General features: G+C 65.3%; 19 protein-coding genes. 6 read left to right on the top strand and 13 right to left on the bottom strand.

What is annotated here, in order from left to right; all coding sequences use genetic code 11:
- Positions 1 to 160: 160 nt before the first annotated feature.
- The 7 genes from AOQ71_RS13010 to murJ form a co-directional block, all read right to left on the bottom strand.
- Positions 161 to 841, bottom strand: a complete 681-nt coding sequence (locus AOQ71_RS13010) for an HAD family hydrolase (protein WP_057746981.1) — start codon at positions 839 to 841, stop codon at positions 161 to 163.
- Positions 842 to 846: 5 nt separating this feature from the next.
- Positions 847 to 1,302: a Fur family transcriptional regulator gene (locus AOQ71_RS13005; RefSeq protein WP_057746941.1), complete on the bottom strand. Its 456-nt coding sequence runs from the start codon at positions 1,300 to 1,302 to the stop codon at positions 847 to 849.
- A gap of 38 nt (positions 1,303 to 1,340) precedes the next feature.
- Entirely contained in the window at positions 1,341 to 1,826 is a 486-nt protein-coding gene (gene rimI / locus AOQ71_RS13000) for a ribosomal protein S18-alanine N-acetyltransferase (RefSeq protein ID WP_057746939.1), read from the bottom strand.
- On the bottom strand, positions 1,823 to 2,515 hold the full coding sequence (gene tsaB, locus AOQ71_RS12995) for a tRNA (adenosine(37)-N6)-threonylcarbamoyltransferase complex dimerization subunit type 1 TsaB (RefSeq protein WP_057746937.1): 693 nt from the start codon (positions 2,513 to 2,515) through the stop codon (positions 1,823 to 1,825). Before tsaB ends, rimI begins: the two co-directional genes overlap by 4 nt.
- 183 nt (positions 2,516 to 2,698) lie before the next feature.
- Positions 2,699 to 3,268, bottom strand: a complete 570-nt coding sequence (locus tag AOQ71_RS12990; RefSeq protein ID WP_057746935.1) for a NifU family protein — start codon at positions 3,266 to 3,268, stop codon at positions 2,699 to 2,701.
- Positions 3,269 to 3,466: 198 nt separating this feature from the next.
- A complete protein-coding gene (gene trpS, locus AOQ71_RS12985) occupies positions 3,467 to 4,519 on the bottom strand; it encodes a tryptophan--tRNA ligase (RefSeq protein WP_057746933.1) in 1,053 nt (350 codons plus the stop codon).
- Positions 4,520 to 4,586: 67 nt separating this feature from the next.
- Positions 4,587 to 6,119, bottom strand: a complete 1,533-nt coding sequence (gene murJ / locus AOQ71_RS12980) for a murein biosynthesis integral membrane protein MurJ (RefSeq protein WP_057746931.1) — start codon at positions 6,117 to 6,119, stop codon at positions 4,587 to 4,589.
- A gap of 126 nt (positions 6,120 to 6,245) precedes the next feature.
- Between murJ and AOQ71_RS12975 the strand changes: the two genes are divergently transcribed.
- Positions 6,246 to 7,247: an adenosine kinase gene (locus AOQ71_RS12975; protein ID WP_057746929.1), complete on the top strand. Its 1,002-nt coding sequence runs from the start codon at positions 6,246 to 6,248 to the stop codon at positions 7,245 to 7,247.
- Between the two features lie 236 nt (positions 7,248 to 7,483).
- Here AOQ71_RS12975 and AOQ71_RS12970 read toward each other — a convergent pair whose 3' ends face one another.
- Positions 7,484 to 8,677: a serine hydrolase domain-containing protein gene (locus AOQ71_RS12970; protein ID WP_057746927.1), complete on the bottom strand. Its 1,194-nt coding sequence runs from the start codon at positions 8,675 to 8,677 to the stop codon at positions 7,484 to 7,486.
- Positions 8,678 to 9,014: 337 nt separating this feature from the next.
- Between AOQ71_RS12970 and AOQ71_RS12965 the strand changes: the two genes are divergently transcribed.
- Positions 9,015 to 9,335: a hypothetical protein gene (locus AOQ71_RS12965; RefSeq protein ID WP_057746926.1), complete on the top strand. Its 321-nt coding sequence runs from the start codon at positions 9,015 to 9,017 to the stop codon at positions 9,333 to 9,335.
- Between the two features lie 159 nt (positions 9,336 to 9,494).
- On the top strand, positions 9,495 to 10,988 hold the full coding sequence (locus tag AOQ71_RS12960) for an NAD-dependent succinate-semialdehyde dehydrogenase (RefSeq protein ID WP_057746924.1): 1,494 nt from the start codon (positions 9,495 to 9,497) through the stop codon (positions 10,986 to 10,988).
- 191 nt (positions 10,989 to 11,179) lie between these two features.
- Here AOQ71_RS12960 and AOQ71_RS12955 read toward each other — a convergent pair whose 3' ends face one another.
- Together AOQ71_RS12955 and AOQ71_RS12950 are read right to left on the bottom strand one after the other, a co-directional pair.
- Entirely contained in the window at positions 11,180 to 12,094 is a 915-nt protein-coding gene (locus AOQ71_RS12955) for a phosphoribosylaminoimidazolesuccinocarboxamide synthase (RefSeq protein WP_057746922.1), read from the bottom strand.
- A 63-nt stretch (positions 12,095 to 12,157) separates the two neighbouring features.
- Positions 12,158 to 13,075, bottom strand: coding sequence for a pirin family protein (locus AOQ71_RS12950; protein ID WP_057746920.1), 918 nt, complete (start codon positions 13,073 to 13,075; stop codon positions 12,158 to 12,160).
- Between the two features lie 358 nt (positions 13,076 to 13,433).
- Here AOQ71_RS12950 and AOQ71_RS12945 point away from each other — a divergent pair, with 358 nt between their 5' ends.
- Both AOQ71_RS12945 and AOQ71_RS12940 read left to right on the top strand, forming a co-directional pair.
- Entirely contained in the window at positions 13,434 to 14,492 is a 1,059-nt protein-coding gene (locus AOQ71_RS12945) for an AraC family transcriptional regulator (RefSeq protein ID WP_057746919.1), read from the top strand.
- Positions 14,493 to 14,636: 144 nt separating this feature from the next.
- Positions 14,637 to 16,064 carry a serine hydrolase domain-containing protein gene (locus AOQ71_RS12940; protein ID WP_057746916.1) on the top strand — a complete coding sequence of 476 codons (1,428 nt, stop codon included), beginning with the start codon at positions 14,637 to 14,639 and terminating at the stop codon, positions 16,062 to 16,064.
- A gap of 4 nt (positions 16,065 to 16,068) precedes the next feature.
- On the opposite strand, the gene AOQ71_RS12935 is transcribed toward AOQ71_RS12940, so the two are convergent.
- Positions 16,069 to 17,439, bottom strand: a complete 1,371-nt coding sequence (locus tag AOQ71_RS12935) for an MmgE/PrpD family protein (protein ID WP_057746914.1) — start codon at positions 17,437 to 17,439, stop codon at positions 16,069 to 16,071.
- 123 nt (positions 17,440 to 17,562) lie between these two features.
- Between AOQ71_RS12935 and AOQ71_RS12930 the strand changes: the two genes are divergently transcribed.
- The gene (locus AOQ71_RS12930) at positions 17,563 to 18,678 is read left to right on the top strand and encodes an FUSC family protein (RefSeq protein ID WP_057746979.1); all 1,116 of its coding nucleotides are present in this window, start codon (positions 17,563 to 17,565) and stop codon (positions 18,676 to 18,678) included.
- A 24-nt stretch (positions 18,679 to 18,702) separates the two neighbouring features.
- Here AOQ71_RS12930 and AOQ71_RS12925 read toward each other — a convergent pair whose 3' ends face one another.
- Together AOQ71_RS12925 and AOQ71_RS47715 are read right to left on the bottom strand one after the other, a co-directional pair.
- On the bottom strand, positions 18,703 to 19,191 hold the full coding sequence (locus tag AOQ71_RS12925) for a DUF2867 domain-containing protein (RefSeq protein WP_057746912.1): 489 nt from the start codon (positions 19,189 to 19,191) through the stop codon (positions 18,703 to 18,705).
- On the bottom strand, positions 19,188 to 19,890 hold a 703-nt coding region (locus tag AOQ71_RS47715), incomplete at its 5' end, for an MATE family efflux transporter (protein ID WP_245316865.1). The genes AOQ71_RS47715 and AOQ71_RS12925, both read right to left, overlap by 4 nt.

Raw genomic sequence — 19,890 nt, 5'->3', positions numbered from 1 at the left:
CTCAAATATAGGCTGAGGGACCGAAAATCCAGCGAATGAGCCTATTTGGGTCGTCATTCCTGGGGGCGCGCCAGCGCGACCCGGAATCCCGCGCGAAAACCTCTGGATTCCGGGTTCACGCGCGTTGCGCGTGCCCCGGAATGACGGCAATCGGCCGAAATCAGCCCGTCAGGGCGTCCGCGGCGACGCGCCGGATCAGGTCCGGCAATTCATGCATATCGCCGAAGGTCAGGTCGGCGCCGGCCTGGCGCAGGGTCTCGGCATGGCGGTCGTCGCAATGGCTGCCCCCGTAAAAGCCGAACACCTTCATCCCGGCCGCCCGCGCGCCGGCAATGCCAGCCAGGCTGTCCTCGATCACGACGCAGCGCTCGGGCGGCACGCCCATCTGGCTGGCTGCGAACAGGAACAGGTCCGGCGCCGGCTTGCCGTTCGTCACTTGGGAGGACGAGAAGATATTCGGCGCGAGGCGTTCATAGAGCCCCGTGCTTCCGAGGCTCACCTGCATGCGCGGATGCGAGCCGCTCGAGGCCACGCAGACGCGTTGCGTCACGACATCGAGCACGTCGTGGATGCCGCGGATCGCCTCGAGGTCGGCTTCGAACGCGCGGAACAGCTCGTCCTGGAGATCGCCGTGATAGGCCTCGGGCAGCCTGCGGCCGAGCTCGCTTTCGATCTCGAGATTGGCCTGTTTGGTCGAACGGCCGAGGAAACGCTCGGACACCTGTGCCGAGGTGATCGGATAGCCGTGCCGCGTGAGCACATCGGCATGCGCGCGACAGGAAATCAGCTCGCTGTCCACGAGCACGCCGTCGCAATCGAAGATGATGAGGTCGATGGGCACGAGACTCAAGACGTCGGCTTGTCGTCGTCGAGCGGGACGCAATAGAGCTCGAGCCTGTGATCGACCAGCTTGTAGCCGAGCTTGCGGGCGATCTCCGCCTGCAGTTTCTCGATCTCTTCCGAGGTGAACTCGATCACCTTGCCGTCGCGCAGGTTGATGAGGTGGTCGTGATGGCTGTCGCGCATCGTCTCGTAGCGCGCGCGGCCCTCGCGAAAATCGTGGCGTTCGATGATGCCGGCGTCCTCGAACAGCTTGACGGTGCGATAGACGGTCGAGATCGAGATCTTGTCGTCGACGGCGACACAGCGCCGGTACAATTCCTCGACGTCGGGGTGATCGACCGCTTCCGCAAGCACGCGCGCGATCACGCGGCGCTGCTCGGTCATGCGCATGCCGGTGGCGGCACAGCGCGCCTCGATGCCGGTCGCCTTGGATGCCGAAGAAGGTTTAAGTCCGGTCATGGTGTGTCCGCCTGCGGGGGCGCTTTCTGCCATCAATGTTACGACAAGTCACGCCGCATCAGAAGCGCGTTCAATTGTTCCCCGTTCGGCTGCTTATAGTAGCGTTCGCGGCGCCCGACCACCACGAATCCGGCCCTCTCATAGAGGCGTCGTGCGGGCTGGTTGTTCTCCTCGACCTCCAGAAAGATCGTTCGCACGCCGCGTCCCGCAAGGTGACCGAGATGGGTCATCAGCAGCGTGCGGGAGAGGCCGCGGCCGCGGTGGGCCTGGTCGATCGCGACCGAGAGGATTTCGGCTTCGTCCGCGCCGATCCGCGACACCGCAAAGCCGACGATTTTGCGCCCCACGCGCAAGCGGTGCACCAGCGTGTTGCGCTCGCTGAGCATGGCCTCGAATTCGCTCTCGCCCCAGCCATGCGCAAAGGACGCGCCGTGCAATTGCGCCAGCCGTGCCGCGTCGCGCGCTGCTGCCGGCTCGACGGCGGCCGTGCCGCCGCGCCACCAGTCCGAAAACCATCTCATCATGAGCTTGCGGCTGGAGCGAGCGGCGGCAATGCGGCCGGCTTTGCGTCGGGCGCCTTCAGATAAAACGGCCGCGCCGGCGTCGTGTCGGGATTGGCCGCGGCACCGAGCCACGCGACCCAGCCGATGTCGGGTGCGGGCTGCACGTCGACGGACACAGGTTGTGGCGCATCCTTGGGCCAGCGCTCGGCGATGATCTTCGCGGCGTTGCCGACCAGGTGTGGCGCGCCGAATCGCGCCGCTGCGATCGCCTCATCGATGGGGGCGATGCCTGGCTGCACCAGCTGGCTGCCGTCGCCGCCGACGATCTGGAAATAGACGTGGTCATGCCGCGCATCGATCGCCGAGATCACCGGCACCGAACCGCTCCGGCCAATGATGGGGGCCGCATAGGCCGACAAGGTCGTCAGCCCAACCGCCGGTCGCTTGGCTGCAAGCGCAAGACCGCGTGCCGCCGAAATGCCGACGCGCAAGCCGGTGAAGCTGCCGGGACCGACGGTCACAGCGATGCGGTCGAGTGCAGTGAAAGCAAGGTCCGCCGATTGCATGACGCGCGCGATCATCGGCATCAGCGCCTCGGCGTGACCGCGCTTCATCAGCATCTGCTCCTGCGCAAGGAGCTCGCCGGCGTCGGTATCGAGCACTGCGGCCGCGCACGCCTCCAGCGCGGTATCGATGGCAAGGATCAGCATGAAAAAGCGAATGGCTGATGGCGAATAGCGAATGGTCTAGCCGATAAAGGTTCCATTCGCTGCTCACCATTCGCGCACCGGTTACAAGAACCGTCATTCCGGGGCGGTCCGTAGGACCGAACCCGGAATCTCGAGATTCCGGGTCTGGTGCTAACGCACCATCCCGGAATGACGACTTCGTCGTCACATCGGCCGGACTTCAACCACGTCGGGCACGAAATGCTTGAGCAAATTCTGAATGCCGTGCTGCAGCGTCGCGGTCGATGAGGGGCAGCCGGAGCAGGCGCCCTTCATGTTGAGATAGACGATCCCGTCCTTGAAGCCGCGGAAGGTGATGTCGCCGCCGTCATTGGCGACCGCCGGCCGCACCCGCGTCTCGATCAGGTCCTTGATCATGTCGACCGTCTCGGCATCGGATTCGTCGAAGAATTCGTCCTCGTCGTCGAGATCGATATCGCCCTGCGCTTCGCCGCCGGCGAGCAGCGGCGCGCCGGACATGTAGTGCTCCATGATGGCGCCGAGGATCGCGGGCTTGAGCTGCTGCCATTCACCGTCCGCCTTGGTGACGGTGATGAAGTCCGATCCGTAGAACACGCCGGTGACGCCGGGCACGTCGAACAGCTTTTCCGCGAGCGGCGAACGGGTTGCGGCTTCGCGGCTCGAAAATTCCATCGGGCTGCCGTCGGACACGACGCGGCCGGGGATGAACTTCAGCGTGGCGGGATTGGGGGTGGCTTCGGTTTGAATGAACATGGGTTTCTCCAGACGTCGCCGGTTCAAGGCCGGCGCGTGGCCTCTTCCCTAGCAGATGGCGACGGAGAACGCACGATCAAGACCGTTTTGCAGATAAATCAGCAAGTTAGGACCCTATTTGCCGTGCTCGCGCGCTTCTGGTTCAGTCATTCCGGGTTCGCCCTACGGGCGTCCCGGAATGATTGTGACGATAAGCAATCACCGCCGGCGGATGAAGCCGACGATGTCCTTGGAGAGCTTCATGGTCTCCTCGGCGATGGCGCGGGCCCGGTCGGAACCCTCGTTCAGGATGGTGTCGATGTGGCCGGGGTCCGCAACCAGGCGCTTCATCTCGCCGGCGATCGGTGCGAGCTTGCTGACGCACAGCTCGGCCAGCGCGTTCTTGAAGCTGGAGAACTGGCCGCCGCCGAACTCGCGGAGCACGTCGGCCTTGGAGCGGTCGGAGAGGGCGGCGAAAATGCCGACCAGATTGTCGGCCTCGGGGCGCGCTTCCAGGCCTTTCTCTTCGCTCGGCAACGGCTCCGGGTCGGTCTTCGCCTTGCGGATCTTCTGCGCGATGGTGTCGGCGTCGTCGGTCAGGTTGATGCGCGAATTGTCCGACGCATCCGACTTCGACATCTTCTTGGTGCCGTCGCGCAAGCTCATCACGCGCGTCGCCGGCCCCGTGATCAAGGGTTCCGGCAGCGGGAAGAACAGGCCGTCATTCGTGCCTTGCGCGCGGATCGAGTCGCCGAAATCGTTGTTGAACTTCTGCGCGATGTCGCGCGAGAGCTCGAGATGCTGCTTCTGGTCCTCGCCGACGGGTACATGGGTGGCGCGGTAGAGCAGGATGTCGGCGGCCATCAGCACGGGATAGTCGAACAGCCCGACCGAGGCGTTCTCGCGGTCCTTGCCGGCCTTCTCCTTGAACTGGGTCATGCGGCCGAGCCAGCCCATGCGCGCGACACAGTTGAAGATCCAGGCGAGCTCGGCGTGGCCGGAGACCTGGCTCTGGTTGAACACGATGTGCTTGTTCGGATCGATGCCGGCGGCGATGAACGCCGCGGTCACCTCGCGGGTGTTGCGCGCGAGCTCGACCGGTCCGCCCCAGACGTCCAGGCCTTGCGTGATCGCGTGCATGTCGACGACGCAATAGATGCAGTTGTGGGTCTGCTGCATCTTCACGAAGTTGACGATCGCGCCGAGGTAGTTGCCGAGGTGCAGATTGCCCGTCGGCTGGACGCCTGAAAAGACCCGTTCAACGAATGGCATGGTCAGCTTCCCATAGATATTTGGCCGTCGTTTCCAACAGCGAGGCTGCCCCGTCAAGGGCAATTCGCTAAGCGGGCCGCCTCAGTGCGGCAGCCGCCTCGCGCCAGGAGGCCGCGCCGAGGATTTGCAGGAGCAGGCCGTAGACGGCGATCCCGGCCGCGATCTGAAGGCCCAGCACCAGGACGCGAACCAGGCCATGGGCCTCTGATGGCATCAGATCCCTGGTCAGCCAGAGCAGGGCACCCATGGCAGCAGCGGCAAGCACGATCCGCGGCAGCCGCTTGCGGGCGGCGACGTCAAGCGAGAAGCCGAATTCGCTAGTGCCTTTTCGCAGCAAGGAGGCTGCGCTGCTCCAGGCTCCAGCGGCGATACTTGCGGCAATGCCACTTGCGCCGAAGAAATGCCCGAGCAGCACGGCGAGGGCGATCGCGACCACAAGGCCTTTGGCCGTTGCGAGCAGCGGCGTCATCGTGTCGCCGCGGGCAAAAAAGGCCGGCGACAGCGCCTTGATCAGCACATGCGCGGGCAGGCCCAGCGCCAGCCATATCAGCGCATGCGCGGTCGCCGCGCTGTCCTCACTGCCGAAGGCGCCATGTTCGAACAGCAGCCGCACGATCGGCTCCGCCAGCACGGCAAGGCCCAGCGTGGCCGGCAGCGCGAGCCCGCTCGCCAGTTCCAGCGCGCGCGATTCGGCATGCGCCACGGCGTCGCGGTCGCAGCTAGCGACCGCGCGAGTCAATTCCGGCACCAGCACCGTACCCATGGCGACGCCGACAATGCCGAGCGGCAGCTCGATCAGGCGGTTGGCGAAATAGAGCCAGGACACGGCCGATGGGATCGCGGAGGCGATGATCGCGCCCGCCACCATCAGCCATTGCGGACCCGAGCTTGCGATCATGCCGGGAATGGCCTTGGCGAAAAACCCGCGGATCTCCTTGTCGAAGCTTGCGCGCAACGGCGTCGCCAGGCGCGCGCTTCGCTGCGAGCCCAGCATCACCAGTTGCAGCAGGCCGGCAATGCCAACGGTCGCCGCCAGCATCCATGCAGAGCGAGCGGCATCGGCATGCCACAGCAGCAGCGCGGCGATGGCGGCAATCAGCGCGATGTTGAACAGCAGCGGCGAGAACGCCGTGAGCGCAAATCGCCCCTGCGCGTTCAATAGGCCCATCAGCACCGTCACCGGGCCGGCAAAGGCGAGATAAGGCAGCATCAGCCGCGCGTTCTGGACGGCGAGATCGAGCGTGGGGCTGCCGACGAAGCCGGGCGCGATGATCATGATGATCAGCGGCATCAGAAGCGCAATCCCGATCGAGATCACGATCAGGGATGCGCTGACCGTGCCAAGCACGCGCCCCGCGAAGGCGGAGGCGGCGTGTTCGCCATCGCGCTCACGGACGCGCAGCCAGGCCGGGATCAGGGCTGCATTCAGCGCCCCCTCGCTGAGCAGCCGCCGCACCACGTTGACGAGCTGGAAGGCGGCCAGAAACGCATCCGCGACAGTGCCGGTGCCGAGCAGCGCCGCGATCAGGGAATCGCGGGCAAAGCCCAGCAGGCGCGAGGCCAGTGTTCCGGTGGAGACAGTCAGGAAGGAGCGGATCATCGGAGCCGTTATAATACCGTTGCTTGCCCGCGAAGGGCCGGTCGTGATAGGCCGCGAGCCAGATTTCAGCTCGACAGGAAGCGGATTTCCTCGGGGTTCGCAATCCGGCAAACAGGATCAAAGTGAATGGCTGACGTGAAATATGACGTTCTCGGCATCGGCAATGCGCTGTTCGACGTGCTGGTCCGGACCGATGAGGCCTTTTTGGTCAAGCACGGGATGACCAAGGGCAGCATGTCGCTGATCGACGAGGCGCGGGCCGCGGCCATCTACAATGACATGGGGCCGGCGACGGAAGTCTCGGGGGGATCTGCCGCCAACACCATTGTCGGCATTGGCAGCCTGGGCGCGCGCGCTGCTTATGTCGGCAAGGTCAAGGACGACCAGATCGGCAAGCTCTATGTCCACGACATCCGCGCCGCCGGGGTCGCGTTCAATACACCGCCCGCGAAGGACGGTCCCGCCACCGGCTGCTCCTACATCCTGGTGACGGGTGATGGCGAGCGCACCATGAACACCTATCTCGGCGCGGCGCAGGATCTGTCGCCGGCCGATATCGATCCGGCCGAGATCGCCGCTGCCAAGATTGTCTATCTCGAAGGTTATCTCTGGGATCCGCCGGGCGCCAAGGAAGCCTTCCTGAAGGCCTCCAGGATCGCCCACGAGGCCGGCCGCAAGGTGGCGCTGACCCTGTCGGATTCCTTCTGCGTCGGCCGCTACCGCGACGAGTTTCTCGAGTTGATGCGGGGCGGCACCGCCGACATCGTGTTCGCCAACGAGTCGGAGCTGCACTCGCTCTACGAGACCTCCGATTTCGACACCGCGCTCAGGCAGCTGCGCAGCGACGTCAAGCTCGGCGTGGTCACCCGCAGCGAGAAGGGCTGCGTCGTGGTGACGCCGACCGATGCGGTCGCAGCACCAGCCTCGCCGATCACGCAGCTGGTCGACACCACCGGCGCCGGCGATCTGTTCGCGGCGGGCTTCCTCTACGGCCTCTCGCGCGACCTCTCGCACAAGCAATGCGGCGAGCTCGGCGCGCTTGCCGCCGCCGAAGTCATCCAGCACATCGGCGCGCGCCCGCAGGTGTCGCTGAGGGAGCTGGCCCAGCAGCGCGGGCTGACGGTTTAGCGCTCTCTCTCCCCCCGTCATTGCGAGCGAAGCGAAGCAATCCAGAGACTGTCCGCCGCGGCAGAATGGATTGCTTCGCTCCGCTCGCAATGACGATGTTGAGGCAGGTCGTCGCCAACCACTCAGTCGTCATGCCCGGGCTTGTCCCGGGCATCCACGTTCTTCGTGCGACGCGGTGAGGCGTGGATGGCCGGGACAGGCCCGGCCATGACGCGTAGCGTGAGAGCCGCAGTCCCTCACGCCGCCTTTTGCCCGCTGCCCGCGTCGAGCCCGGCATAGACGCCACGCTCGAAGCCCGCGAAGGCCTGCAGGCATTTCGCATCGGCAAATGGCAGCAGCTGCATCAGGATCACGCCGGTGACATCGCGCGCCGGGTCGATCCAGAAATAGGTGTTGGCGAGGCCCGCCCAGGCGAGGCTGCCGGCGCTGCGCCCCTCCGCGGTCCTGGCGGTGTTGATCATGAAGCTGAGGCCCCACTTCTTCACCTGATCCGGATAGAGATCGACGTCGTTGGTGTAAACAGGCGCTGCCGTCGTCATCTTGGTCATGTTGAGATCGCCCATCTGGTTTTGTCCCATCATGGCGACCGTCTCTGGCTTCAGCACCTGGTTGCCGTTGCCGCGGCCCTTGTTCAGAATCATCTGCGTAAATTTGATGTAGTCGCCCGCGGTCGAATAGAGGCCGCCGCCACCCATGTGGAATTCCGGGGTCTGCTCGAGCTCGAACGGCATCGCGGCAAGCGCGCCATCCTCGCCGCGGGCATGCATGCCGACGAGGCGCTTGCGCATGTCGTCGCTGATCTTGAAGCCGGTGTCGCTCATGCCGAGCGGCGCGAACAGATTGTCGTGCAAGTAGGCATCGAGCCGCTTGCCGCTGACGGCTTCCACGGCCTTGCCGACGAAATCGATATTGGTGCCGTATTCCCAGCGCGTGCCGGGGTCGGACACCACAGGCGTCTTCAGTGCCGCGTTCTGGCAGGTGATGATTCCGGGCGTGCCTGTTTTCTCCATGTAGCGCGCGAATTCGCCGTTCCACATGTCGTAGCAGAAGCCCGCCGTGTGGGTCATGAGCTGGCGCAGCGTGATCGCGCTTTTCGCCGGTCGCAGTTTCGGCTCGCCCTTGGCATCAAAGCCGTCCAGCACTTGCGGATTGGCGAGGTCGGGCAGCACCGATCCGATCGGCGCATCGAGCGACAGCTTGCCCTGCTCGACCAGCTGCATCGCGCCCGCTGCTGTCACCGCCTTCGTCATCGAGGCGATCCAGAAGACGCTATCACCAGTCATCGCATCGGGCTTGGACAGGTCGCGCTTGCCGAACGCGCCCTGATACAGAATGTCGCTGCCACTGGCGGCGATCGCAACAACGCCGGGAATCTCCTTGGCATCGCTTGTCTTGCGCAGAATCTCGTCGATCTGGGCTTTGCTTTGCATCAGCGTTTCCTCCGGTTTGATGATTGTTGGAAGTGGTCGGATTGTCCTCCCGCGGGTCGCGTGCGGCAAGCATGGCGATATGCATCCTGCAGTCGCGATGTCGTGATTTGACGCTCTGTGCTCCGCGCGGGAGGACTGATTTGCAACACGTCTTCACAATCTGCGGTGGATGGCCGCAACTGGCCGTGACCTTGGATAGGCCCGGGCATATGTTTTCCGGTGTTTGAAACACCTGAAACATTTTGTGCGTTGCGGCGTTCAGCTCGCGGCCCGATCAGCGGCCGACGTTAAGACTTGAAGCAAATTTGGCGGCCCACCGGCCGCGAGGGGGCATCAGATGATTTCGACCTGGAGCGAATGGAAGCGCTATCCCCGTCCCGGACGGGGCGAAAATCTGGAAGCGCCGATCTCGCCTGGCATTTACGAGGTGCGCATTGCCGGATCAGGCGCGCTCTATTCGTTCGGCGCAGTCGACAATCTGGCCCAGGCATTGGCGCTGCTGCCGGTCGGCTCAAAGTCCTGGTTCGGCCGCCGCGATACCTCCGACGCGCCCGATCTCGAATACCGGACGTGTGCGACCTCCTCGAAGGCCAGCGCCAAGGCCGCGGCCGAACGCATGATCGGCCGCCGCGAGACCTATATGAGCGGCGCAGCCTGATCATCTCAGCAATGGCGGTCCCACACCTCTCCCCGTCCGGGAGAGGTGAAGAGACTGCGCTGTTACGATAACTCCAAGCAGATGTGCGTTGCAGGGCGGTGCATCGCGCGCCGTCTCTCCTTATATTCCGGGCCAATCGATGACCCCAGGAGTAACGCCATGACCCCGACCGCCGCTGCACGCGCCCAGCACGCCACCGCCAACCTGCGTGACCGGTTGAAGGACCCCTCGCTGCTGAAGGAGGCCTGCTACATCGACGGCGCCTGGGTCGGCACGCCGGTGTTCGCCGTGAACAATCCCGCAACCGGGGTCGAAATCGCAAAAGTCCCGCAGCTTGGGGCCGACGACACCACCAAGGCCGTCGAAGCCGCCCAGCGCGCATTTCCGGCCTGGGCCAAGCACACCGCCAAGCAGCGCTCCAACATTTTGCGCAAATGGTTCGAGCTGATCACCGCCAATCGCGAGGATCTCGCGCTGATCCTGACCTCCGAGCAAGGCAAGCCGCTGTCGGAAGCGCTCGGCGAGGTCGATATCGGGGCCGCCTATATCGAGTTCTTCGCGGAGGAAGCCCGCCGCGTCTATGGCGAGACCATCCCGACGCAGCGGCCCGATGCGCGGCTGCTCGCGATCAAGCAGCCGATCGGCGTCTGCGGCGCCATCACGCCGTGGAATTTCCCGAACTCCATGATCACGCGCAAGGTCTCGCCGGCGCTGGCCGCGGGCTGCACCGTGGTGCTGAAGCCCGCCAACGAGACGCCGCTGTCGGCGCTGGCGCTGGCGGTGCTCGCCGAAAAGGCCGGCATTCCCAAGGGCGTGCTCAACATCATCACCGGTGATGCGCCGCCGATCGGCAAGGTGCTGTGCCAGCATCCGGCGGTGCGCTTCGTCGGCTTCACCGGCTCGACCGCGGTCGGCAAGATTCTCTACCAGCAGGCCTCGGTCGGCGTGAAGCGGCTCGGCCTCGAGCTCGGCGGCAATGCGCCATTCGTGGTGTTCGACGATGCCGATATCGACGCGGCGGTCGAAGGTGCGATCGTCTCGAAATACCGCAACATGGGCCAGACCTGTGTCTGCGCCAACCGCCTCTATGCCCAGGACAAGATCTACGACGAGTTCGTCAAGAAGCTGTCGGCGAAGGTCGCGGCGATGAAGATCGGCGACGGCACGGAAAGCGGCGTGACGCAGGGCCCGCTCATCAACATGAAGGCGGTCGACAAGGTCGAGCGGCACATCGCGGACGCCGTCAAGCGCGGCGCCAAGGTGGTGACCGGCGGCAAGCGCAGCGAGCTCGGGCGTTCCTTCTTCGAGCCGACCGTGCTCGCCGACGTGAAGCCGGACTCGCTGGTCTCCCAGGAGGAAACCTTCGGCCCGCTCGCGCCTGTCATCCGCTTCAAGGACGAGGCCGATGTGATCGCGATGTGCAACGCCTCGCCGTTCGGTCTTGCCTCCTATTTCTACTCCCGCGACATCGGCCGCGTCTGGCGCGTTGCCGAGGCGCTGGAGTCGGGCATGGTCGGCGTCAACACCGGCCTGATCACGACAGAGGTCGCGCCGTTCGGCGGCGTCAAGGAAAGCGGCCTCGGCCGCGAAGGCTCGCATCACGGCATGGAAGAATATGTCGAGATCAAATACGTGATGATGGCGGGGGTGTAGCCCCCCGGCTCCTCCACGTCATTGCGAGCCACCGGGTCCGCGCGAAGCGCGGCCCGATGACAGGCTCCGCGAAGCAATCCGGAATCCCTCTGCGGATTCAGTCTGGACTGCTTCGTCGCATCGGCGCAAAAATGCTTCGCAATTTTGTCGCGCGCTCCTCGCAATGACGGAACGAGACGAAATAGCGCGGCCTAAATCTTCAGCTCTTGCCCCGTCACTCGCCGATACGCTTCCAGATATCGCTTGCTGGTTGCATCCACCACGCTCGCGGGCAGTGGCGGCGGCGGGGCGTCGCCGTTCCAGCGGCCGGCGCGGCGCTCGGTGTCGAGATAGTCGCGCAAGGGCTGCTTGTCGAAGCTCGCTTGCGGCTGGCCGGGCTTGTAAGCATCGACCGCCCAGAAGCGCGACGAGTCCGGCGTCATGACTTCGTCGATCAGGATGATGCGGCCGTTCTTGTCGCGGCCGAACTCGAACTTGGTGTCGGCGATGATGATGCCCTGCTCGCGCGCCAGCTCCTCGCCGAGCGTATAGATCGCGCGCGTCATGCTCTCGAGCGTGTAGGCGACCTCGTCGCCGACAACTTCGCGCATCTTGGCGATGGTGATGTTCTCGTCATGGCCGGTCTCGGCCTTGGTCGCCGGACTGAAGATCGCAGGCTCCAGCTTCTCGCTCTCGACGAGGCCGGCCTTGAGCTTCTCCCCTGCCAGCGTGCCGCTCGTCGCATACTCCTTCCAGGCCGAGCCGGAGAGATAGCCGCGGATCACGCATTCGATCGGAAACACGGTGGTGCGGCGGCATAGCATGGCGCGGCCGAGGATCTCGGCGCGATGCGGCTTCAACGCCGGTACGGCTGCGACGATCTCGTCGGCATCGGCGCTGATCATGTGATGCGGCACGATGCCTTCGAGCTTTCTGAACCAGTACGCGCTGATCTGCGTGAGGACCGCGCCTTTCATCGGAATGGTCTCGGCCATCACGACGTCGAAGGCGCTGATGCGGTCGGTGGTCAGCAGCAGCAGGCGGTCGTCATCGACGGCGTAGATATCGCGCACCTTGCCGCGGCCGATCTTGGTCAGGGGCAGGTCGCTGGAGAGCATGGTGGTCATCGGCACAGCCTTCGGAAGGGATATCCGGTCGCGCCCGATGGCGCGCCCGGAAACGGGATTAGCCTATTCCGGCAGTGGAATGAACTCATGTTCCTGCGGAACTGTGGCGAAGCGGCCGGTTTTCCAGTCCTGCTTGGCCTGCTCGATCCGCTCCTTGCTGGAGGAGACGAAATTCCACCAGATGTGGCGCGGGCCTTCCAGTGCATCGCCGCCGAGAAACATCATCCGCGTGGCCTTGAGCGCCTTCACGGTGATGCGGTCGCCGGGGCGGAAGATCAACAGCCGTGGCCCCTCGTAGCGCTCATTGGCGATCTCGACCTCGCCGTCGACGACGTAGATCGCGCGCTCCTCATGATCGGGGTCGAGCGGCACGCTCGCACCCGCCGCGGCCGTGACCTCGGTGTAGAACCAGGGCGAGACCATTTTCACCGGCGAGGTGATGCCGAAGGCGGAGCCTGCGATCACGCGCGCGGTAAAATCGCGCTCGGAGATCATCGGCAGGTCACCCGCCGCATAATGCTGGAACGAAGGATCGATCTCCTCGGAGCCTTCAGGCAGCGCGATCCAGCTTTGCAGGCCAAGCATCTTCTGGCCCGAGGCGCGTTGCGCATCCGGCGTGCGCTCGGAATGGGCGATGCCGCGCCCCGCGGTCATCAGGTTCATCGCACCCGGTGCGATCTCCTGCACGTTGCCTTCGCTGTCGCGATGCATGATGGACCCGTCGAACAAATAGGTGACGGTGGCAAGCCCGATATGCGGATGCGGCCGCACGTCCATGCCCTTGCCGGAGACGAACTGCACCGGGCCGAAATGATCGAAGAAGATGAAGGGCCCGACCATTTGCCGCTTGCCATGCGGCAGCGCCCGCCGCACCTCGAATCCATCGCCGAGATCGCGGGTGCGCGGCACGATGACGAGATCGAGCGCGTCGCATGTTTTGGGATCGCCGAGCACGGGATCGTTATCAGGCATCCAGCTCATGACGGGCTCCTTTTCTTGGCGGCAGGATTGTAGCAGGATTTCACATCGCCGTCGCGACAAAGCCGGAACCAGACGTCACAGATACAATAGCGCCGTACTCCGCTGTCGTGCGCGACGACGATCTGCCGTAGGGTGGGCAAAGGCGCGTCAGCGCCGTGCCCACGTTCCTCCTCTAATCGAGAAGAAGCCGTGGGCACGCTTCCGTCTTCGCTCTTCGAGCTACGCCGGACAAGTCGCTCTGCCCACCCTACGATTTGTAAAACTGGGCGATGACGGTCGACGTGCGGATCGTCCTTGAAAAAAGCGCCGCAACGAACGATGTTCGACCGACCGCAACCGCGATCGATCGCATGATCCGATGACCCTTGCCACCCTCGACCTCGCCTTTCGCGCGGCCAGCGTCGCGCTGCTGCTGATGCTGGCGGCGTCGCTGTTACATGATTATCGCAATGTGCTGGCTGCACGCCTTGGCGCGGCCTTCGTGCTGGGCTCGGTCGCACATGCGGTGAGCTATTCGCTGGATGTCACGTCGCGGGTCCCGCTCTGGCATGCGCCGCTGATCGCAATATCGACCGCCACCATCGTGGTGTTCTGGTTGTTCACGCGCGCCCTGTTCGACGACGAGTTCCGCCTGCGCTGGTGGCATGGTTTGATCTGGGCGGCGGTCGCGGCCTACAGCTTCGCGGGCTGCGTCTGGATTGCACCCGGCGGCCATGTGCGGTTCTCGGTCACGGTGGTCAATCTGATCGTGCTCGGCTTCATCGCGCTTGCGGTCGGGCAGATGATCGCCTCCTGGCCGGCCGACCTGGTCGAGCGCCGCCGCAGCGCTCGCGTCTTCATCGTCTGCGCCATCGCGCTCTATGGCGGGCTGAACGCGGTACTCCAGATCGCCGCTGCCGGCTACCATGTCGGCGCCGTCGCCGAAACCATCAGCGCTGGCGCGCTCACCTTGACCGTCGCGGCGATCGTCTATGCCATGATGCGCGTTGACGGGGCGGATCTGTTTCCGGCCGCCGCGGCGCCCGCAATCCCTGTTGCTTCCAGTCAGCCAGCGGCCGACGCCGCCGATCAAAAGCTTATCGACGCCCTGATGCGGCTGATGGCGGACGAGCGGATCTATCGCCAGGAGAACATCACCATCGGCGTGCTGGCGGGCCGGCTGAAGATTCCCGAATACCGGTTGCGCCGACTGATCAACCAGCGGCTCGGTTATCGCAACTTCAATGTGTTCCTGAACAACCATCGCATCGAGGAGGCCAAGGCCGCGCTGGCCGATCCCACCCAGGTCGAGGTTCCCGTCATCACCATCGCGATGGACGCCGGCTTCCAGTCCCTCGGCCCGTTCAACCGCGCCTTCAAGGCTGTGACCGGCGTGACGCCGACCGAGTACCGCCGTCTCAAGGCCGACGCGGCCTAGATCTCAGACCCTTGAAATCACTTAAGGATTCCAAAATCAATCAGCCCCGATCAGTTTCGACGAGGCCGATTTCCAAATCCGGCGAGCGCCTATCGCCCACCCCGGCTTGCTCTCCTGCAGTCGCCCCCAAGCCGGAGAAAGCCCGTGACCCGTCGCCGCAAGATCATCCTCCTTACCACCACGATCGCCTGTGGCGCCCTCGCGCTCGGCGCGGCGCGGGCCCGCGACGTGCCGAAGGTTGCCACCGGCTTCATCGCCCACACGCTCTGCTCGGACGTTTTCGTCTCCGGCCTCGATCCGCAACGCGACCTCGTCGAGACCACCGACGCGATGCCGGGCGCGGGTCTGCTGACCTGGGCGATGAATTTGCAGATCGATCGTGCGCGCAAGGATGTCACGGTGTCCCTGTTCGGTATCGGCCCCAGCCACGCCGTCTATCGCGAGGGGCTCGGTTGCACGCTGGAGCACGGGCAGGGGATCACCGCTGTCGCATTGCCGTCCGACGACCAGCAGCCCGCGTTGCTGCCCGAGATCGCCGGCCCGGGACTTGTAGTCCCGCAAAGCGAGGGCCTGGCAGCGGCGCTCGGCCGCGCCTTTGCCGAGCCCGCGCAGCCGCCTTATCGCCGCACCCGCGCGATCGTCGTCATGAAGGCCGGCCGCGTCATTGCCGAGCGCTACGCCGACGGGATCGGGCCGCAGACGCAGCTGCTCGGTTTCTCCATGACGAAGTCGGTGACCTCGGCGCTGACGGGCATCCTGGTGCGCCAGGGCAAGCTGAAGCTCGACGGGCCCGCGCCCGTCGCTGCCTGGCAAAATCCTGACGATCCGCGCCATGCCATCACCGTCGATCAATTGCTGCGTCACACCGCCGGCATCGCACTCGGAAGCTCGTTGGAGGCCAAGCTTGGCTCGGTACTCGAACCGGTCAACACGATGAAATATGCCGAGGACGATATGGCTGATTTTGCCGAGCGCGCGCCGCTCGCGGCCGCGCCGGGCACGGCGTGGAATTATCACGACGGCAACTTCCTCATCCTCGCGCAGCTGATCCGCAACGCCGCCGGCGGCAAGCCCACTGACGCGCTCGCCTTGGCGCGCCGCGAATTGTTCGCGCCGCTCGGCATGCACGACGTCACGCTGCAGCTCGACGCTTCAGGCACGATCGAGGGCTCCGGCGAGATGATGGCGTCCGCGCGCGACTGGGCCCGGTTCGGCCAGCTTTATCTCGACGACGGCGTCGTCGGCGGCAAGCGCATCCTGCCGGAGGGCTGGGTGAATTATTCGGTGTCCGCCACGCCGAACGCCTGGGTCGGCATCGGCGCGGGGTTCTGGACCAATCAGGGCAACAGTTTTGGCGCAAGATTTCGCGTCGACCACGGCTGGCCGCGCGACGCCTTCTTCGCCAAGGGCACGATCGGGCAGTACACGATCGTGATCCCCTCGGAGAAGCTCGTGATCGTGCGAATGGGCCGCTCGCCGAACTTTCCGCCGCAAGCCGACGGCGTATTCGATCTCGTCCGCGATGTCGTGGCTGTCACGCGCGAGAATGGGAAGCTGGCGGGCGTGAACTAGGCGGCTATTGCCGTCCCAGTTCCGTCGCTGTCGCGACGCGGTCGAACCGCTCCAGCGTCATGATCGCGTCGGCGAATTTGTCGGCCCGTGCCTTCAGCACGGGCCGTGCCAGCGTCAGAAACTTCTGCTGCATCGCCTGCGCATCAGGGAATGAGTTCGGCTCGCCTGAGGGATCGGCGTAGAGCCGCTCGTGCACGCCGTCTTCAGTGGTGATGCTGACGCGTGCGCCAAAAGGATGGGTGCGACCAACCTCTAACCGGTCGTCCTGCACCACCTCGAACTTGTCGGCGAGCGCGTCGATGGCGGCATCGCCCAGCCTGGCGTAATCGTCCCAGCCGAACGAGCCCTGGTCGAGCGCGAGCGCGCCGGTGAAGAACATCGAGAACTGGCCGCCGACAACAGAGGTCGGATGCCGCTTGGTGGCGGCGTCACCAGTCAGCGTGATGCCGTTGCGATGCAGGCCGATCTGGACGTGCTTGACCTGGTCGGGCGTCAGATTGTGCTCGCGCCGCATCGCGATCAGCGCGTCGATCGCGGCATGGGTGTAGCGGCAGCTCGGATAAGGCTTCACGCCGATCTTCATGGTCTCGTAGGTCTTGCCGAGCCCGGCGACCGCCTTGTCGGGATGCGCGTCGTCGGTGTAGCCGGCGAGCAGGCCGTGCTTGCCTTCGACCGATTCCGTCGCGCCGACGAAATCATTGCGCGCCAAGGTCGCTGCGACCACGCCGTTCATCGCGGCGGCGCCGACCTGGTAGCGCTTGTTCCAGGCGCCATTGACAAGGAATTGCAGCGAGCCCGCAGCCTGGCTGCCGGCGACGCCGAACGCGGCGATGATTTGTTGCTCGGACAGCCCGAACAGTTTCGCCGCCGCAGCTGCCGCGCCGTAGGTGCCCGCCGTCGCGGTCGGGTGGAAGCCGCGCGCATAATGCGAGGTCGGGTCGAGCGCGTTGCCGAGCCGGCAGCACACCTCATAGCCCGCGACGATCGCCGTCAGCACCTCGCGGCCGGAAGCGCCGACCATCTCGCCGACGGCGAAAGCGGCCGGAACCACCGGTGCGCTCGGATGCAGCGAGGAATCCGCATGCGTATCGTCGAAATCGAGGGAATGGCCGAGCGCCCCGTTGAGCAGCGCCGCCACGGCCGGGGTCCAGGTCTTGGAATCGCCGAACACGGTGGCCTCGCCCCTGGCATCGAGCGACAGCGCTTCCAGCGTCTTCAGCAGCGACGGGGTGGATTCGGCCTCGCGCCGCGCCCGGATCGCGCTGCCCAGAAAGTCCAGCGTCAGCACCTTGGCGCGATCCAGCACCTCCGCCGGGATATCGGCGAATTTCAGCCTGGCGACATAGGCAGCGAGCGTTGCGGTTTCGTGGGCCATCGTGTTTCCTCGTTTTGGCCGGCAAGTTAGGCGGGCTGATTGGGCCTTTCAAGCAGCCTTGGGGCTGCGGGCATCAGCTATGCTTTTGGTTGGCGCGAGCGGATGGCGCAGGGGCGTTTGACGATGATGTCAGCAAGACAGCTGTTCGACCGGGTCTGGTCGCGCAGGACGCAATTGGGGCTGGCGGTCCGGGTCACCGTTGCGGCCGCCGGGGCCTATGCGCTCGCCACCGCGCTGCATCTCATGCTGCCGCTCTGGGCCGTGCTGACGTCGATCATCGTGACCCAGATGAGCGTCGGCCGCTCGCTGAAGGCGACGCGCGACTACATGCTCGGCACGATCGGCGGCGCCATCTATGGCGGCGCGATCGCCATCCTGATTCCCTATTCCAGCGAGCTCGGCCTGCTGGGCTTGCTGGTGCTGGCCGTGGCGCCGCTTTCCTTTCTCGCCGCGATCTATCCGAATCTCAGCTCCGCGACGGTGACGGCGGTGATCGTGCTGGTGCTGCCGTCGATGCATCATGCCGATCCCATGGCCTCGGCGATCGACCGCGTCTGCGAGGTTGCGGTCGGGGCGGTGACGGGCCTCCTGGTCTCCTTCCTGGTGCTGCCCTCGCGCGCGGTGCGCCAGATTCGCCCCAGCGCAGCGAAACTGCTCGATCTGATCGCGGAGGCCTTCGGCGAATTGCTCGCGGGCCTGACCCGCGGCCGCGACAATGATGCGCTGCATCGGATCCAGGACGGCATCGGCACCGCCATGGTGGGCATGAACACCATCGGCGCTGAGGCCGAGCGCGAGCGTTCGGCGCGGCTGTCGAGCGGCCCCGATACCGGTCCCCTGCTGCGCACGATCCTGCGGCTGCGCCACGACGTCGTCATGATCGGCCGCGCCACCGTGGTGCCGCTGCCGGCCGAGGTGCAGGTCAGGCTCGCAGGTCCCCTGGCAGAGGTGAGCGCGGCGATCCTGCGCTTCCTCAAATCGGCGGCCGAAGCCCTGCGAGAAGGCAGCGGCGCGCCGCCGATCCATCCCGTGCACGTCGCGCTTCAGCATTATTCCGAGGCGGTGGCGGCCGTGCGCCAGGATGGATTGATCCGCGGCCACACCAGCGACACCGCCGAGCGCTTCTTCGCGCTCGGCTTCTCGCTGGAGCAGATGCACCAGAATCTCTGCGACCTCGACCGCGTCGTCGGCGAATGGTCGGAGGCGGCGGCGGATGGGCCGGTGAAGGTCGCGGAGTGAGCTAGCGACAGCAAAGGAGCAGCGTCATCGCGCGGGCTCCACGATGCTCCCCATCATGCTGCGGGCGACGAGCTTGTGGAACGGCGTGATGAGCGTGAGATAAGTCCGCCCGAGCAAATTGTTGGTTTTCACCAGCGTGGTCACGGTAACGTGGCGAAGCGTCGCTTCGCCGGCGACATCGACCACGATACGGAAATCGAGATGATAGTCGTTGAAGCCGGCGATCAGCCGCTCCGGTGTCTCGCTCACCACGGGAAACAGGCCGATCAGGCCGCCGGGCGCGTAGGCGCCTTCACCCGATTTTTTCAGGCCGAAGGGGGTCACCAGGATGTTGCGCAAGCGCGTCAGCATATCGATCCAGCGCGGCCCGTGCAGCACCATTCTTGTGCAGGCCTCGCGGGCGCTCAATTGCGTCGTGCCGACCTCCGCGCGAAACGCATCGATGAACTGCGCGCCTGCCAGCACCGCGCCGGCATCGACATCGGGGGTGATTTCGCGAACGGATCCTGTCATCCCGCCAGTTTGCGCGTCAGCATCCGGAATCGCAAGACCAGGAGTCCGGCATAAACGAATGATCCGATCGACAGCCCGGTCCAGACCCCGACCGCGCCGAGATCAGCGTGGAAGGCGAGCATCCAGGCGATCGGAAAGCCGACGCACCAATAGCCAATCGCTGCGAACGCCAGCGTCATCCTGGTGTCATTGATGCCGCGCAGGGCGCCGCCCATGATGGTCTGGAGCGCATCGGCGATGAAGAAGGTGGCGCCGACCAGCAGCAGTGTCGCGGTCAGCTCGATCGTCGGCGCGCTGGCCGCGTCGCTGCCGAAGAACAGCCGCCCCAGCTCGTAGCGGCCAAGGATGATGCCGACAGTCAGGGCCGCCACGAACGCAATGCCGAGCACCGCCGCGACGAGCCCCGCGCGCCGAACGCCGGCCGGATCGTCACGGCCAAAGGCGTGGCCGACCCGCACGGTCGCGGCCATGCCGATGCCGAGCGGAACCATGAACAGCACCGCGGTGACCTGCAGCGCGATCTGGTGCGCGGCAAGCGCCGTGGTCGAGATCAGGCCCATCAACAGCGCGGCCGAAGAGAACAGGCCGTATTCCAGCAGCAGCGAGAACGAGATCGGCGCGCCGATCGCGATCAGCTGGCGCGTCAGAGGCCAGTCGATTCGCCAGAGGCGCGTGAGCGGATGATAGTCGGCGAACGGC

Origin of the sequence: Bradyrhizobium manausense (assembly GCF_001440035.1) — a bacterium.
Taxonomy (GTDB): Bacteria; Pseudomonadota; Alphaproteobacteria; order Rhizobiales; family Xanthobacteraceae; genus Bradyrhizobium; species Bradyrhizobium manausense.
This window is presented reverse-complemented; position numbering and strand designations above follow the sequence as displayed.

Bases quoted from the DNA above. Each gene is read 5' to 3' on its own strand.
- AOQ71_RS12975 (WP_057746929.1), top strand. From the start codon at position 6,246: ATGGCTGACGTGAAATATGACGTTCTCGGCATCGGCAATGCGCTGTTC.
- AOQ71_RS13005 (WP_057746941.1), bottom strand. From the start codon at position 1,302: ATGACCGGACTTAAACCTTCTTCGGCATCCAAGGCGACCGGCATCGAG.
- AOQ71_RS12930 (WP_057746979.1), top strand. From the start codon at position 17,563: ATGATGTCAGCAAGACAGCTGTTCGACCGGGTCTGGTCGCGCAGGACG.
- AOQ71_RS12960 (WP_057746924.1), top strand. From the start codon at position 9,495: ATGACCCCGACCGCCGCTGCACGCGCCCAGCACGCCACCGCCAACCTG.
- AOQ71_RS12970 (WP_057746927.1), bottom strand. From the start codon at position 8,677: ATGCAAAGCAAAGCCCAGATCGACGAGATTCTGCGCAAGACAAGCGAT.
- AOQ71_RS12990 (WP_057746935.1), bottom strand. From the start codon at position 3,268: ATGTTCATTCAAACCGAAGCCACCCCCAATCCCGCCACGCTGAAGTTC.
- AOQ71_RS12950 (WP_057746920.1), bottom strand. From the start codon at position 13,075: ATGAGCTGGATGCCTGATAACGATCCCGTGCTCGGCGATCCCAAAACA.
- AOQ71_RS12965 (WP_057746926.1), top strand. From the start codon at position 9,015: ATGATTTCGACCTGGAGCGAATGGAAGCGCTATCCCCGTCCCGGACGG.
- rimI (WP_057746939.1), bottom strand. From the start codon at position 1,826: ATGATGAGATGGTTTTCGGACTGGTGGCGCGGCGGCACGGCCGCCGTC.
- AOQ71_RS12955 (WP_057746922.1), bottom strand. From the start codon at position 12,094: ATGACCACCATGCTCTCCAGCGACCTGCCCCTGACCAAGATCGGCCGC.
- AOQ71_RS12925 (WP_057746912.1), bottom strand. From the start codon at position 19,191: ATGACAGGATCCGTTCGCGAAATCACCCCCGATGTCGATGCCGGCGCG.
- tsaB (WP_057746937.1), bottom strand. From the start codon at position 2,515: ATGCTGATCCTTGCCATCGATACCGCGCTGGAGGCGTGCGCGGCCGCA.
- AOQ71_RS12935 (WP_057746914.1), bottom strand. From the start codon at position 17,439: ATGGCCCACGAAACCGCAACGCTCGCTGCCTATGTCGCCAGGCTGAAA.
- trpS (WP_057746933.1), bottom strand. From the start codon at position 4,519: ATGCCATTCGTTGAACGGGTCTTTTCAGGCGTCCAGCCGACGGGCAAT.
- murJ (WP_057746931.1), bottom strand. From the start codon at position 6,119: ATGATCCGCTCCTTCCTGACTGTCTCCACCGGAACACTGGCCTCGCGC.
- AOQ71_RS12945 (WP_057746919.1), top strand. From the start codon at position 13,434: ATGACCCTTGCCACCCTCGACCTCGCCTTTCGCGCGGCCAGCGTCGCG.